Raw genomic sequence first — 13,892 nt, forward strand, 5'->3', positions numbered from 1 at the left:
ACCACAGGCCGCCGCCCTGCTGGCCAGCAAGAATCAAACCCCAGGGGCCGAGGCCATCATCCGGGATTCAAACCAGTTGACCGCCGACTACAAAGCCTGCCTCAAGGAGATCGAGGTGGCGGTTCCCCAACAATACGGGTCGTTGCGCAACCAGATCGTGGATCAGGTGCGCAAGGCGATGAAAAAACAACCGGGTATGCGCAAATGGCGCTGCAAGGTGTGCAATTTCATCTACGACGAGCGCATCGGCCTGCCCCGACGCAACATCCGTCCCTCCACCAGCTTCCAGGATCTGCCGGAAGACTGGGAGTGTCCGGAGTGTGATGTGGGCAAGGGACAGTTCGTGCTCGATCAGGTGTGACTTTTCCCCTGCGGGTTCGTGGGGACTGTCCGGCGCTTCACTTCGGCGGTCTCCGCGGCCCGGCGACGACGCAGTTCGTACAAGGCGATGGCCGCTGCCGTGGCCACGTTGAATGAACCCACCGCGCCGGTCATGGGAATGGCCAGCACGGCATCACATCGTTCCCGGGTCAGACGGCGCAATCCCCGTCCTTCGCCCCCCAGCACCAAGGCGATGGGGCCGCGCCAGTCCTCCTGACCGCCATCCAGACGGTGGGGGGCGTCTCCGTCCAGACCCACCACCCGCACATCCCGATCCTGGAGTTCCTGGATCCCCCGGGCCAGATTGGTCACCCGGATCGTGTCCACCCGCGCTGCCGCTCCGGCGGAAGCCTTCACCGCCACCGACGACAAGGGCGCGGAACGATCCTTGGGCAGAATGACCGCCTTGACCCCGAAAGCCTCCGCCGAACGCAAAATGGCCCCCAGATTGCGTGGATCCTCCACCCCGTCCAGCAGCAGCAACACCGGATCGTCTTGCTCCTCCAGCCGATCCAGCAGCGTCTCCCAGGTGGGTTGAACCCGCACCGCTACCCGCAACGCCACCCCCTGATGGACCCCGCCATCGGTGAACCGGTCGAGAATGACCCGTTCCACAAATTTGGGCCGTACCCCCCGTTCCCCCGCCAGCCGTTCCACCTCCCGGGACCGTCCGCTGCGCACTCCCTGAAGCATGAGCAGGCTTTCCACCGGTCGGGTGTCGTCGTTCAGCACCGCCAGCACCGGGTTGAAGCCAAACACTACTTCCGCTTCGCCGCTCATGCTTCCCGCCTCCAGATCGTTTGATCACGGGAGTCTTCCAGCACGATTCCGGCCTGGGTCAACTCCTTGCGGATGCGGTCCGCGGTCTGGAAATCCCGGTTGCGTCGCGCCTCGTTGCGTTGGGCGATCAACGCCTCCACCTCGGCGTCGCTCCATCCCCCCTCGGGATTGAAACGGAAGTGGACCTCCGGCACCTCCCCGCACAGTCCGAGTATGCCCCCCAGTCCCCGCAGCAGGGCCACATGACGGATCAATTCCTGCCGTTGGGTCGGAGAGTCGCCTTCACTGACCAGACGGTTGATCCCCTTCGCCAGCTCAAACAGCACCGCGATGGCCCGAGGGGTGTTGAGGTCGTCGTCCATGGCTTCGCGGAAACGGACCCCGTGGCCTTCGGGGTATTCCTGGCTTTCTTGTTCCCATACCACGGGTTGGGCCTCGGGAAGGGCGCCCAGAATCCCTTCGGCGGCGCGCAAGGCGCCGTAGAGCCGGTCCAGTCCGGCCCGGGCGCCGTCGAGCAGTTCCAGGGAGAAATCCAGGGGTGCCCGATAGTGGCTGTTGAGCAGAAACAGGCGGATGGTCTCCCCGCGCCAGGCGGTGAGCAGATCGCGGATGGTGCGGAAATTGTCGAGACTTTTCGACATTTTTTCCCGTTTGCCCGCGTCGTCCACCACATTGACAAAGCCGTTGTGCAGCCAGCAGGTGACCCAGGGCTTGCCGGTGGCTCCCTGGGTCTGGGCGATTTCGTTTTCGTGGTGGGGAAAGATCAGATCCCGTCCTCCGCCGTGCAGATCGAAGGACTCTCCCAGATATTTCACCCCCATGGCCGAACATTCGATATGCCAGCCGGGCCGTCCCGCTCCCCAGGGGGAGGGCCATTGGGGCTCGTCGGGCTTGGCCCCTTTCCACAGGACAAAATCCAAAGGATTGCGTTTGCGGCTGTCCACATCCACCCGGGCGCCGGATTCCAACTCCTCCAGGTGTTTGCCGGAAAGCAGTCCATAGGCGGGAAAACGGTCCACCGCGTAAAAGACATCGCCACCGCTTTCATAAGCCAGTCCCTTGTCGATCAGGGTCTGGATCATGGCGCGCATTTCCGGCAGATGTTCCGTGGCCTTGGGTTGGATGTCGGCGGGAATCACTCCCAGCGCCGCCATGTCGGTGTGAAAGGCGTCGATGAAACGGCCCGACAACGCCTCGATGGAGATCCCCTCTTGGATCGCCCGACGGATGATCTTGTCGTCGATGTCGGTGAAATTGCACACATGGGTCACCTTCAGTCCGCTGGCGCGCAGATGACGCACCAAAACGTCGAAGGAGACCATCACCCGGGCATGCCCGATGTGGCAAAAATCATAGGCGGTGATGCCGCAGACATAGATCCCGACCTGGCCGGGAACACGGGGCACGAAGGGCTGTTTTTGGCGGCCCAGGGAGTTGTAGAGAGAGAGAGTCATGACGCACTGCCTTGTTGACGTTGCCAAAAGATCCATGATACCATTTTTCGGTTTGCTTCCTTACACCGTCAGCCCTACCGGGAAAAGATCCATGTCTGTTTTATCGCAACGCATCCAGAACGTAAAGCCCTCGCCAACCCTGATGATCACAGCCAAGGCCAAGGCCCTCCAGGCCCAAGGCAAGGATGTGATCGGACTTGGCTCCGGAGAGCCCGATTTCGACACCCCGGAACACATCAAAAAGGCGGCCATCCGCGCCCTGCGGGAAGGATTCACCAAGTATACCGCCGTCGAAGGCATCGATGAACTGCAACGCGCCATCATTCATCGTTACGTCGAAGACCACAACATGGCCTTCACCCCGGATCAGGTGGTGGTGACCGTGGGTGGCAAACAGGCCTTTTTCAACCTGATCCAGGCTACCATCAATCCCGGCGACGAGGTGATCATCCCCGCGCCTTATTGGGTCTCTTATCCGGATATGGTGCTGCTGGCCGATGGCGTGCCCGTGGTCGTGGCCACCCAGGAGGCCAACGGCTTCAAGATGACCCCGGAAGAGTTGGAAGCCGCCATCACCGCCAAGACCCGTTTTCTGGTGATCAACTCCCCCTCCAATCCCACCGGTTCGGCCTACACCGCCGAAGAGTTGATCGCCCTGGGGGCGGTGCTGGAGCGTCATCCCCACGTGTGGGTGATCAGCGACGACATCTATGAAAAGATCATCTACAAGCCATTCCGCTTCGCCACCTTGAGCGCCGTGGTTCCCGCCTTGCAGAATCGTACCGTGATCGTGAGCGGGGTTTCCAAAGCCTACTCCATGACCGGTTGGCGCATCGGTTATGCGGTCGGGCCCAAGGAGATCATCAAGGCCATGACCAAAATGCAGTCGCAAAGCACCTCCAACGCCACCTCCATCGCCCAGAAAGCGGCGGCGGTGGCCCTGGCCGGGTCGCAAAAGTGCATCAAACCCATGGTCAAGGCCTTCCGCGAGCGGCGGGATTTTGTGGTCGATGCCCTCAACGCCATGCCCGGCATCACCTGTCGTTCCCCGGAAGGGGCGTTTTACGTCTTCCCCAACGTGGCGGGCTTGATGAACACCACCGCCGCCAACGGCACCCGCATCACCGATACCCTGGAGTTCTCCGCCTATCTGCTGGAGGCCGTGGGCGTGGCCGTGGTTCCGGGTTCGGCCTTCGGCCTGGATCCTTATTTCCGCATCTCCTTCGCCACGTCGATGCAGGATCTGGAACAGGCCATGATCCGCATCCGCAAGGTGGCCGAAGAGTTGACGCGGTGATGGGATTGGTGTGAGCCTTCCGTGCCGGATGGAAAGTTCTTTCATCCGGCACGGATTGGTTACAATGATTTTCTTAGGGAGGCAGACGTATCTTCTAGGCCCGATTGTGAAGCACGGATTGATGAATTTGATTCTGGGAGTTTGAATTCAAAAGAATCAACAAAAGTCCCCTTTAATTGTCTTCCGTTGGAAATGCAAGGGGGATATTGGGTCGATTGTTTGTAGAAATTTCTTGTGTTTGTGATGCGATAGGGTCTGTGACACTCTTGATGGTAAATGCGTTTATCGTGCCCATCTAAAATCTTGTTATCCATGTTGATGGAAAGAAAATGATTCCTTGTTGCAATGTTTTCTGTGCTGGTCATTTTTACCCCTTTCTGGTGTTCTACGTAATTGGTTAAATCTTTAGATCCTGAAGGGGCAGTAGTGGCAATAGGCGAGAAATATATTCTACCTACTTTAAACTTTTTGAAATATTTGTTTCTGATTGTTTTGTTCTCAGAAGGGTTGCATAGTATTTTATTGTCAGGGCAATCTTTGCGAATGCAAGGGTTCCCATGGCAGCAAGAGCATGACATATTGTTCTCAACAACGAGAACAATAAAATCTCTTACCTTTTTTTCTAATATAATTAGAAATATATTTTCTGTCTCAATAATACAGAGTATTCTTTTGGAATTATAGTAGTTTGCTTCTTTGATTTTTTTAAGAACTGTTTCTGTGCCTGATTTGAAAGATGATTTCATATCTTTTCCGTTTTCTAAGGATCTGAATTGCATTGTTGCGTTGACTGGGTCAAGATTTAACAGATCCGATGGCGACTTGCCATCGGATCTTGCGTTTTGAATCTTAGCTTTCTCCCGTTTTTTGATCAAATATATTTTTCGTGTTGGGATGTGACTCCAATGCTTCCAAGGAGTTCTGGGAAAATTTTGATATCCTTATATTTGTAGAGGTGTTTTTTTCTTTGGGCGTGTGTTTTTTTTGTTTTCTTGCTGTCTGGAACGATGCTAAAATATTCCATAGTTTTTCTGGCAGGAATAAGGCTACCTATTGTAAACGCCAATGTCTTATAGGGTTTTTTGCTGTTTGTGGTGCTGAGAGAGTTGGGTGATATTGATATCTTAAGGTCTAGAGGAAGGTATCCTTGTCGGAGTGTTGGGGTAATATTTTGAAAATCTTTCATGATCTGATCTGCTATACCAAGATTTTTTGAAGCCTCTTGATTGGTTCGTTTCGCGCGTAGATGATTTTTTGAGTATTCTTTTATCATTTTTTTTATAAAGGCTTTTCCCTCGGATTGTGATGTGGGAAGCTCCTGGTCTTTTAAAATTCCCTTCCAGGCGTCACTCTTCTTCATCAATTCAAAGATTATATGCATGTGCTCTAGTCCGTATGGTTGATTCATCAGTTCCGTGATGGGTGCTGAAGAGTATTCCTTTTGGAAGCCAGGGAATTGGGTTTCAGGAGAACAGCAGAACGTGTGAACTTTGATTGTATGGACTGACTCGAACTCGTATGTTTTGTCTTCAATGTTGCGAGTCTTGAAACATGACTGGATTGCTTCTTTAACATTTTTTTCAATTGATTTGCAAATTGTTCCAAGTGTGTTTGAACAACTAGCAACAATTGCTGATATATTCTTTCTTGTATTAGAAATTCTTTCTGTTGTTGATTGTGGCCACAAAGGAATTTCGGTCCATATTCTTATTTTGTTATATTCGTATTCGTTGCCAAAGTACCATTGTAATCCAAAATACACCTCCATATCTGGGAAAATGTCGACTAATTTAACATTATAGCATAACTTTTTTAAAGTGGTCCATCCAGTATTTTTTGCTATTTTTTCTTCCCCGATTTCATTAAAAAGACTACCTGTTTCCTCGAACGGATAGGTTTTGCACTTGGCGACACTTAATGCTTGGCTGATGCAGTTGTTGAAAACTTCTGTATTGACGGTCTTGATGATCGTATTAGATAATTGAATCAGAGCTGGATCGGTTTCGTAATTCCAGTTTTCTTTTTCGGGACTGGGGGGTATAAGATTTTCTCTCAGTTTCTGCAGAGTGTCTCTATTGAAAGGGCTGTATAAAGATGTTTCGCAAGAAGAGAAACCTATATATTGCGGAGCTTTCATGTCCATGTCGAAGTTCCTTTGGAAGGATGAGTTGAATAGAAAGAGGTATAATTGAAGATTGGTGGGCGACTGTCCAGTCGGTCGAGAGGGTGGGCGGTTGCGGGGCATCCACGTGATATCGCCACGGCTTACAGTCGGGTGTGGGCAGAGAGCGAAGACGCCATCCGATCCGGGATTAAATCGACCAATGTGGAGTGCAAGACGGTTCACGGCCTGAGCAAAGTTTGGACACGAGGATTGGCTCGTATCACCTTTGCGGTAAAAATGAAGGCCATGGCCTACAATAATGTAAAACTGTTTATGCATTATAGTTGCGCCAATTGCCTATAAAAATAAGGAGAAAATGCTGAAGATTGCAGCATAAAGGGGAGGAGATCCCCGCATCTGGAGGCCTAAACTGGCCCTTTTGACCCCAAAACGCAACGCCAAGCCGAACAGTTCGGTCAACAGCGGCGTTTTATGAGGCAAGCGAGAAAACTTAGAGAGGAGGCGGGATGGAGATCCGGACCGGATAGGTGGGATAGCGAATCCGCCAGAGGTCGGGGACCGACATGACTGGAGCGGTGCTTTGAAGTCCGGTGACCATGCGCTTTACGGCAGGGTGTCCAGACTTGAGCCAGAGTGTGTTTCTGATTGGTTGCATGGTTCCAGCCCCTCTTTCTGGAAAGCAGTCAACACCAACCATCTTGAAGCTTTTCATAAGATCTATATCGCCTGAATGATGCGGATTTCTTGTGATGATTTGATTTTTTTGTTCTGTTTATAACGAGCAACTCAATGAAAATAAACAATTCTTGCTTCCTTTTGCGTTATTACAATATAACAAAAAAAACAAAAAAATAACAATTATCCATTATTTCCAATTCTGTTAGTATAGCAGAGTCCTCTTCTGAATTGCAACCCTAAGTAACATCATTGTGTGATTTTTTTTCTGTAAAAATGTTCAAATAGAACAGGTTGATAGACTGGATGACGCAAGTTGCGTCAGATGTCGGCTGCTGTTTTGGGCGCGCGCAGGGGTGATCAGTGTGGGGGATGAGCCGGTGGAACTATATTATGAACGCACGCGAAACGCGCGCGCGATCACGCCGCGAACACCTCCGGATAATCCCGGCAGGCTTGGCGAAAATCCCCCATCCGGCCAATGTCCATCCAGTAGTCCAAGAACGGGAACGCCGCCGTGGTTTCTCCCTGCTTGATGATGCTTTGGAAGAGGGTCGGCATGTCGAAATACTGGTCTTTGGGGATCAACGGCAGCACTTCCGGGTCCAGCAGATAGATGCCGGCGTTGACGAAATACTCCTGCACTGGTTTTTCCTCGATGGTCACCAGCCGATGGGCATCCAGACGCACCACCCCGTAGGGGACGGTCTGTTCCACCTTGCGCACGCACAAGGTGGCCCGGGATTGGTGTTCCAGGTGGAAATTCAACACGTGCTGAAAATTGATGCGGGTGAGCAGGTCTCCGTTCATGACGAAAAACGGTTCCTTGGGACGCTCGGGGAACAGCGACAACGATCCTGCCGTGCCCAGACGACCGTTTTCTTCCAGATAGACGATCTGCACGCCCCAGGCGGAACCGTCGCCGAAATACTCCTTGATCATCTCCTTGCGGTAGTTCACCGACAGGAAAAAACGGTAGAACCCGTGGGAGATGAAGCTTTCCAGAATCACTTCCAGAATCGGTTTGGAACCCACCTTGAGCAGCGGTTTGGGAACCACGTCGGTGAGGGGAGAGAGTCGGGAACCCAGACCGCCGGCCATCAGCACCACCCAGTTTTCTCTGGATTCGGGGACCGAGAGGTTGTGCATGGTCTCCAGTCCCGTCACGCAACCGGCTTCGTTCAGGATGGGCAGATGTTCGATTCGTTTGGCATGCATCATGGTGAGCATCCGTTCCCGGGTGTCCGAGGCCCGTGCGAAAGTGGGGGCGGCGTTCATGATGTTCATTACAGGCTCCTTCATATCCACGCGTTTCAAAAGGGCGCGGCGCACGTCCCCATCGGTCACGACCCCCTGAAGATGGCCTGCGTCGTCGGTCACCAGGGCCAACCGCAAGGCACCCTTGTCGATCACCCGGACCGCTTCCAGGATCGATAATTCAGGCCGAATCACTATGGTCTGCCAACGCTCTTGATCTCGACTCATTTTCCCCTCTCCCCGGCTGGACACCCCACCACCACAGACCCATCCCCCACAGGTTTCACCACCACGGCTCCGGCCCCGACCACCGCGCCGGCCCCGATCACGATCCCTTGACGCACCACTGCCCCGGCTCCGATATGGGTGCCGCGACCCACCCGCACCCCACCGCTCAACACCGCGCCCGAGGCCACATGAACGTGGGCGTCCAACTGACAGTCGTGATCCACCACCGCGGCGGTGTTGATCAAAACATTCTCTTCCGTCACCACTCCGGTTTGCACCACGGCCCGGGCCATGATCTGCGTTCCCATGCCGAACCGGGCCGCGGACGAGACCCAGGCTGCCGGGTGAATCACCGAGGCGAAGGCAAATCCCCTGGCCCGGCAGGCGTCGAACAGTCCCGCCCGCGCCACACCCGCGCCCACCGATCCCACGCCGAGAATCAACAACGTCGTGTCGGCGGCAATCCGCTCCAGATGGTCATCCCCACCCAGATACGGCAGTCCCAGGGCCGCTTGATCAACCGGGCTCATGACCGGAGCCAGTACCCCGATCACCCGGTCGAGCCACCCCAGTTCCTTCAGGGTGTCCCGGATTACGCGGGCGTGTCCGCCGCCGCCAAGCAGAATGAAAGAACCGGATCGCAATTTATGGGCCACTTTATTGGAGGTTAAAAATCATTCTATTGGGATGGATGGCTCCACTCCGGTCGCCCTTTTTACCCTGTCAGCAGGCGTCGGGCGGCAAGAATGACCCGGTGTTGATCCTCTTCCGGCAAACCCGTCGCGCAGGGCAGGGTCACCACCCGCCACCACAGATCATCGCTCACCGGTTGGGGGGTTTGGGGGGCATGGCGATAGGGTGGTTGCAGATGGAGGGGTTTCCAGAACGGACGGGCATCGATGCCCGCGGCTTGCAACCCGGCTTGCAATCGTTCCACCGCTTCCGGATCGGCCACCCGACGCATCACGAATCCGGAAAACCAGCAGGCTCCGGCGCTGTCCAAAGGTGCGGGGAAGGGGGAGACCCACGCCTCCAGATCCGCGAATGCCTGGTCGTAGCGGGCGCGAATGGCGCGTTTGGCCTGGACGAAGGGGTCGAGTCGTTCCAGTTGGGCGCAGCCGACGGCGGCCTGGAGGTTGGTCATGCGATAGTTGAACCCCACCCGGTCGTGATCGTATCCGGATCCCAGGCGGGCGGTGGTGGTGAGATGGCGGGCCAGGGCCAGTTGCGGGAGATGGTTGCCGACGATGGCCCCACCGCCGCCACAGGTGACGGTTTTGTTGCCATTGAAAGAAAAAACCGATAACTCGGCCCCCAAAGCCCCCACGGGTTGTCCCCGGTGGGTGGCCCCCAGGGCGGCGGCGGCATCCGCGATCACCGGCAGATTTTTGGAGCGGGCGCAGGCGACGATCGCCTCCATGTCCGCCGCCAGTCCCAGGGTATGTACCGGCATCACCGCTGCCACCCGTCTGCCCGAGGCGGAATGGAGCACGCTGCCGTCGGCCTGGAGTCGGGTTTCGCGGGACAGGATTCGTTCCAGCAGGTTGGGATCGAGATTCCAGGTGTTCGGATCCACATCCACCAGCCAGGGTATGGCCCCGCAGTGGGATACGGCATTGGCGCTGGCGATGAAGGTGAGGGAGGGCACGATCACCAGATCCCCCGGTCCCACCCCTGCGGTGACCAGGGCCGCATGCAATCCGCAGGTGCCGGAGGAGACCGCCACCGCCCCTTTGGCGCCGCTGGCCGCGGCCACCATGGCCTCGAACCGGTCCACGAATGGCCCCACCGACGACACGAAGGTGCTGGTGATGCATTCTTGCAGGTAGCGGGCCTCGTTGCCGGTGAGATCCGGTACCGCCAGAGGGATTTTCTTCAGGGTGTTCATGGCCTCGGGGATCACATTTTGCCGTCCAGGTTCCGGTCCGCCACCCGGTGGGACAAGGCGGGCACCGCCTGCTCCATGGCCTGGCTGATGGCGGCGATTTCCCACAGGGGTTGGGCCCGCAACTGGCGCAGGGTGGTCAGGAAGGCGCTCAAGCGTTCCGGGGTGCGGGTCGGATGGCGGATCACCCCCACGTGACGATAGCGGCTGAAATCCGCCTGTTCCCCCTGGCTCAGAAACTCCTCTTCGTCCTTTTCGCCGGTGGTGTCGCTCACCGTGAAGTGACAGGGCCACTCGCGGCAGCCCGGTGGCATGGCGGAGGCGAACTGGCGGGCCTCTGCGTCATCGGCGAACAGACGGGGGGTGTATCCGGCCTCTTGCAGGAACAGCACCGCGATTTCGGCAAAGGTGGAAAGATCTTGTGCCGCTTCCAGTCGGGGGATGAAAACCTCCCGGTTGCATCCGGTGACGCTGGCCAGCAGACACAGTTGGCCGGCTTCAGCGTGGGAGATGAAATAACGTTTCACATCCAGGGGCGCGGCCAGGGGTTGGCGTTTTTCCAGGCGGCGGAGAAAACCGTGCAACAGACTGCCATCGGAAAAGGCCACATTGGCGAAACGGGCGGTCACGGCGGGAACCGTTTCCGACCATTGCCACATGGTCTGTTCCATCAGCGCCTTGCTGGCCCCCATGAGATTGGCCGGATTGACCGCCTTGTCGGAAGAGACAGAAAAGAAACGGGTGGTTGGGCCTTGGGACAGGCGGGCCAGGAGTCCGTCCAGGGCCAAGACGTTGACCTGAAGCATGCGCATCAGGGTGAAAGGATCCCGTTCCGCCCGCACGTGTTTGAGGGCGGCGAAGTTGACCACATGATCGAAAGGGGGGTGGGCTGCGAGAAAGTGGTCGAATTCGCGGGTGCCCAGGGGGATGGCGCTGGTAGCGAAGTCGTCGGGGGGAGAGAGGGCCGAGGCCCGCAGATCCCGCACCAGTTCCACCAGATTGTTTTCGTTGGGGTCCACCAGCCTCAATGCGCCCAATGGCCAGCGGACCATTTCCCGGGTGAACGCACTCCCGATGGATCCGGCGGCGCCGATCACCAGCACCTTGGCTCCGGTCAACGTTTCCGCCAGTTGGGTCCGGTACGCCTCCAGATCCTCCTGGAACATCGATCCGGGGCGGCGCAAAATTTTTTGGAGCAGGGCAGGGGAGATCATGGGGTGTCTCCGGTCTGGATCCGATCCAGATCGTCGATGAAGGTGCGCACCGCCTGATTGTCCGGATCCTCCGCCAGGATGCGGGCAAAGGTTTCCCGGGCCTCTTGAGGTCGTCCCAACTCCAGATAGAGCCGTCCCAGCTTGATCATGGTGACAAAATCCTTGCGCACGATCTTGAGATACTCCTCGAAGATGGCCGCCGCCGTCGTACCTTTGCCGTTGAGTCGCAGCAATTCCGCATGGAAGGGAATGTGGGCCAGGGAGAGTTCCGACAACCGCTGGGAGATCGCCTGGGCGGTGAGCATGTCTCCGGTCTGCAAGGCGATGGTGAAGAGCCGTTGCAAGGCTTCGGGGAGCAGGGCCTTGTGGGTGATCTGCCGATAGGAGCGGGCGGCCAGTTCCTGGTTTCCGTCGAGTTCTGTCAGATAGCCCTGGATCAGATGGCTGTATTCGTTCTTTTCGGCCAGAGAGCTTTTTTCCAGTCCGGCGCCAAACTGACGCAACCGTTCCATTTCCCGATTGCGGAACATGGCCTGGGCCTTGACCCGTACCCCTTGCGGAGAACTGAGCATCGACAGGATATACTGTTTGTAGTCGTGATCGGTCTGGGCCAGGAGTGCTGCGAAGTCGTGGTCCAGTGCGACGAAACCGGCCTGCACCGGTTCGGGCAGGGTTGCGATGGTCAGACCCCGACGGTGCAAAAAGACCAGGGAGCGGCCCGGTTGGTTGTCGTCACGCCATTGTTTGAGCAGTTGTTTGTAGTCCGGACGGGGTTTTTCCTCCTCCATGCGGGCCCGGAGCCGTTGTCGGACCGCGTCGAGCAGTTTGATCAGGGAGACGGCGTTGTCCCGATAGATTTCGTAATAGAGGCGTCCGGCTTGTTCGATCTCCGCGTCGCTCCAATCCCGCTCCTTGTCCGGACGGCTCAATTTGAGCATGGCCCCCAGACCCCATCTTTTGACCAGTCGGCTGATCTCCCGGTACTCCCCGTCCAGGATCTCCTCGATGGCATCCATGCGTTTCTTGAATTTGAAGTGGGGCGGTTTGCCCCGGCGACCGAACAGATCGTCGTTGCACTCCAGACCCTCGATGGCCAATCCTTTCACCTTGGCGGCCAATCCCCGCACCTTGGCCAACTCCTTGTCCACAGCCTGATAGTGGGCGGTGCGGCTGATGGGGGTTTCCTCCGGCATCAGTGCCCGGAGTCGGTCGCGGGCGGATGGGGTGACACGCTCCGGGGTGATGGTTTCCCAGGGGAGATGTTCCACCCCTTCGATTTTGGCGGAGCCGGGGCAGGGGTTGATCAACCGACAGTGGCGCTCGATGGCGAAGCGGGCCAGGGCCGCCAGACTCGGGATGGCGTTGAGAAAGTCGTGACGGGTTTCCGCCATCCAGCCTCCGTTGGTCTCCACCATCAGATCCCCACGGGCGATGAAAGGACCGGTCTGCTGTTCCACGCTTCCCGCCGCATGGGTGAAACCCTCGCGGTTGAAACACAGGTCGAATCCCGCCAGCACCACCCGGGAAAATCCCATGTCCACGGCCATGCCCAACGCCTGATGGCCCACGGTGATGCCGGGATACAAGACATTCGTCGGATTGAGGGGGCTTTCCCAGGGGAACAGGGGCCCCATGTAGGCGTTGCGTCCCCGCCATTGGCCCAGCAGGGCGGGATTGAGGTGATACATGTTGATCAGGAGACTCTCCTGCCACAACCCCAGCATGCCCTTGCTTTGGTGAAAGATCACATCGTGGGGATCGATGGCGAACAGCACATCCGGCGTGATCCCTTCCCGGCTCAGTTGATCCGCCACCCGGGCCACGGCCAGAATGGTCAGTTGATCCCGATGTTGGTGGATCCAGGGAAAACTCTCCGGCAGGGAAGGGCCGCCAGCCAGCAGCACGGCGGTTCGGCCTGTGAAGGCATCCTTCAACCGATAGGCGGGAAAACGGTTTTCCGCCAGATTTTCCAGCCCTTTCACCATGAAAATGCGGTTGCCGACTTCATGGTTCACCTGCAAGCGGTACTGGCCCAGGGTGCGTTCCGCCTCGTTGAACAGGCTCACATAACCGTCGTGGATGCCGTCCACCACCGCCAGCGATTTGGCCACGAACACTTGGTCCAGATAAAAATATTCTTTGATCCCGAAGGGTTCGGATTCGGCGATCCAGTGATCGACGGTGGTCACCAGAATGCCGGGAGGCAGTTCTTGCGGCATCATGCCTGCGTCATGCAGCCGTTTCAGGACTTCGGGCAAGTCGAGAAAAATGAAACGGGAGCCTTCCGGACGTTTGCGTTTCAGGATCCAGTTGAGCAGCAGCCCGGAGTCGCACCCCACCACCAGATACAACGAATCCTCCCGGGTGAAGGATTCCCCGAATTGTTGCTGAAAAACATTATCCGATCCGACCCTGGAAAAGGCCTCCTGGTTCACGGACGGCAGATAACGCTCCCCGAACCGGTTCATGAGAAGTGGACCCAGTGACATTTCCTGCGTCTTGTCGGGCATGGTGTGGCCTTCCAAAGGGGTGTTTTCGGAATCGATGATGCGCGTAAGAGTCATAAGCAATTTTTCGGCCATTTCAATGGGTGGCC

Annotated in this window: 11 protein-coding genes; 2 read left to right on the forward strand and 9 right to left on the reverse strand. The window is 56.8% G+C overall.

What is annotated here, in order from left to right:
- Positions 1-196: 196 nt before the first annotated feature.
- Entirely contained in the window at positions 197-361 is a 165-nt protein-coding gene (locus HQL98_05115; GenBank protein ID MBF0271446.1) for a rubredoxin, read from the forward strand.
- Here the strand turns inward: HQL98_05115 and rlmB are convergent.
- Together rlmB and HQL98_05125 are read right to left on the reverse strand one after the other, a co-directional pair.
- A complete protein-coding gene (rlmB, locus tag HQL98_05120; protein MBF0271447.1) occupies positions 352-1,161 on the reverse strand; it encodes a 23S rRNA (guanosine(2251)-2'-O)-methyltransferase RlmB in 810 nt (269 codons plus the stop codon). The genes HQL98_05115 and rlmB overlap by 10 nt on opposite strands.
- A complete protein-coding gene (locus HQL98_05125; GenBank protein MBF0271448.1) occupies positions 1,158-2,615 on the reverse strand; it encodes a cysteine--tRNA ligase in 1,458 nt (485 codons plus the stop codon). Before HQL98_05125 ends, rlmB begins: the two co-directional genes overlap by 4 nt.
- 91 nt (positions 2,616-2,706) lie before the next feature.
- Here HQL98_05125 and HQL98_05130 point away from each other — a divergent pair, with 91 nt between their 5' ends.
- Complete coding sequence (locus tag HQL98_05130; GenBank protein MBF0271449.1) at positions 2,707-3,912, forward strand: pyridoxal phosphate-dependent aminotransferase; 1,206 nt, start codon at positions 2,707-2,709, stop codon at positions 3,910-3,912.
- Between the two features lie 59 nt (positions 3,913-3,971).
- On the opposite strand, the gene HQL98_05135 is transcribed toward HQL98_05130, so the two are convergent.
- From HQL98_05135 to HQL98_05165, 7 genes are all read right to left on the reverse strand, one after another.
- The gene (locus HQL98_05135; protein MBF0271450.1) at positions 3,972-4,658 is read right to left on the reverse strand and encodes a hypothetical protein; all 687 of its coding nucleotides are present in this window, start codon (positions 4,656-4,658) and stop codon (positions 3,972-3,974) included.
- Positions 4,659-4,783: 125 nt separating this feature from the next.
- Positions 4,784-6,055 (reverse strand): hypothetical protein, encoded by a 1,272-nt coding sequence (locus HQL98_05140; protein MBF0271451.1) that lies wholly within the window; start codon positions 6,053-6,055, stop codon positions 4,784-4,786.
- 1,077 nt (positions 6,056-7,132) lie between these two features.
- The gene (locus HQL98_05145) at positions 7,133-8,197 is read right to left on the reverse strand and encodes a nucleotidyltransferase family protein (protein MBF0271452.1); all 1,065 of its coding nucleotides are present in this window, start codon (positions 8,195-8,197) and stop codon (positions 7,133-7,135) included.
- Positions 8,194-8,841 (reverse strand): NeuD/PglB/VioB family sugar acetyltransferase, encoded by a 648-nt coding sequence (locus HQL98_05150; protein ID MBF0271453.1) that lies wholly within the window; start codon positions 8,839-8,841, stop codon positions 8,194-8,196. Before HQL98_05150 ends, HQL98_05145 begins: the two co-directional genes overlap by 4 nt.
- Before the next feature lie 71 nt (positions 8,842-8,912).
- Positions 8,913-10,085, reverse strand: coding sequence for an aminotransferase class I/II-fold pyridoxal phosphate-dependent enzyme (locus HQL98_05155; GenBank protein MBF0271454.1), 1,173 nt, complete (start codon positions 10,083-10,085; stop codon positions 8,913-8,915).
- Between the two features lie 11 nt (positions 10,086-10,096).
- Complete coding sequence (locus HQL98_05160) at positions 10,097-11,296, reverse strand: polysaccharide biosynthesis protein (GenBank protein MBF0271455.1); 1,200 nt, start codon at positions 11,294-11,296, stop codon at positions 10,097-10,099.
- Positions 11,293-13,860, reverse strand: a complete 2,568-nt coding sequence (locus HQL98_05165; protein MBF0271456.1) for a DUF115 domain-containing protein — start codon at positions 13,858-13,860, stop codon at positions 11,293-11,295. Before HQL98_05165 ends, HQL98_05160 begins: the two co-directional genes overlap by 4 nt.
- Positions 13,861-13,892: the final 32 nt, after the last annotated feature.

Source organism: Magnetococcales bacterium (assembly GCA_015231755.1).
Taxonomy (GTDB): Bacteria; Pseudomonadota; Magnetococcia; order Magnetococcales; family Magnetaquicoccaceae; genus Magnetaquiglobus.

Excerpts from the sequence above, each read along its gene's own strand:
- HQL98_05155 (MBF0271454.1), bottom strand. The coding sequence starts at position 10,085 with ATGAACACCCTGAAGAAAATCCCTCTGGCGGTACCGGATCTCACCGGC.
- HQL98_05135 (MBF0271450.1), bottom strand. The coding sequence starts at position 4,658 with ATGAAATCATCTTTCAAATCAGGCACAGAAACAGTTCTTAAAAAAATC.
- HQL98_05125 (MBF0271448.1), bottom strand. The coding sequence starts at position 2,615 with ATGACTCTCTCTCTCTACAACTCCCTGGGCCGCCAAAAACAGCCCTTC.
- HQL98_05160 (MBF0271455.1), bottom strand. The coding sequence starts at position 11,296 with ATGATCTCCCCTGCCCTGCTCCAAAAAATTTTGCGCCGCCCCGGATCG.
- HQL98_05145 (MBF0271452.1), bottom strand. The coding sequence starts at position 8,197 with ATGAGTCGAGATCAAGAGCGTTGGCAGACCATAGTGATTCGGCCTGAA.
- HQL98_05115 (MBF0271446.1), top strand. The coding sequence starts at position 197 with ATGCGCAAATGGCGCTGCAAGGTGTGCAATTTCATCTACGACGAGCGC.
- HQL98_05140 (MBF0271451.1), bottom strand. The coding sequence starts at position 6,055 with ATGGACATGAAAGCTCCGCAATATATAGGTTTCTCTTCTTGCGAAACA.
- HQL98_05130 (MBF0271449.1), top strand. The coding sequence starts at position 2,707 with ATGTCTGTTTTATCGCAACGCATCCAGAACGTAAAGCCCTCGCCAACC.
- rlmB (MBF0271447.1), bottom strand. The coding sequence starts at position 1,161 with ATGAGCGGCGAAGCGGAAGTAGTGTTTGGCTTCAACCCGGTGCTGGCG.
- HQL98_05165 (MBF0271456.1), bottom strand. The coding sequence starts at position 13,860 with ATGACTCTTACGCGCATCATCGATTCCGAAAACACCCCTTTGGAAGGC.